Here is a 626-nt window from a genome sequence, read left to right as displayed (position 1 = left end):
CGCAGCAGCGTATCTACGACGCGCCGCTCGCCCCCGCGCGCCACCACCACGAGGACGAGGAGCGCCTGATGGCGGATGCCGGCGTGGACGTGCGCCACCGCGAACTGCACACACGCCTGCACCACGAGTTCGTCGAGCAGGTGCGCTCGATGTGGGATGCGCGCGGCCATCTGCGCCAGCCGGGTGACACGCTAATGGGTTTTCTGACCTCTTGGCTGGGGCTGCACATCATGGGTGTGGACCAGTCGATGGCGCGGCAATTGGCGCGCATCCGCGCCGGGGCCGACCCGGCCGAGTCCTGGGCGCAGGAGGAGGACCCGCTCGACCGCCGGGTGGCCAACCTGCTGCGCATGGTGGGCCAGCTCTACCACGTGCTGGCCGCACAAAACCAAGACCTGCTGGAGGCCAACGCGCGGCTGGAGCAACGCGTGCGCGAGCGCACGGCTCAGCTCGAGGCGGCCAATCGGCAGCCGGAGGCGTTCTCGCGCATCGACGGGCTGCTGGGCATCGCCAACCGCGGCTATTTCGACCAACGCCTGCGCGAGGAGATTGCGCGCCACACGCGGCAGAAGCGGCCGCTGGCGATCGTGATGTTCGACGTGGACCACTTCAAGCGCTACAACGAC

1 protein-coding gene is annotated in these 626 nt (G+C 69.2%); it reads left to right on the top strand.

All coding sequences use genetic code 11. The features are described from left to right. The coding region (locus ACK4TH_RS12820; RefSeq protein ID WP_409626996.1) for a GGDEF domain-containing protein at positions 1-626 on the top strand (626 nt) is incomplete at both ends.

It is taken from the genome of Tepidimonas sp. (genome assembly GCF_046292505.1).
GTDB lineage: Bacteria > Pseudomonadota > Gammaproteobacteria > Burkholderiales > Burkholderiaceae_C > Tepidimonas.
Note: the sequence above shows the minus strand (reverse complement) of the source record. Positions and strands in the feature narration are given on the sequence as shown.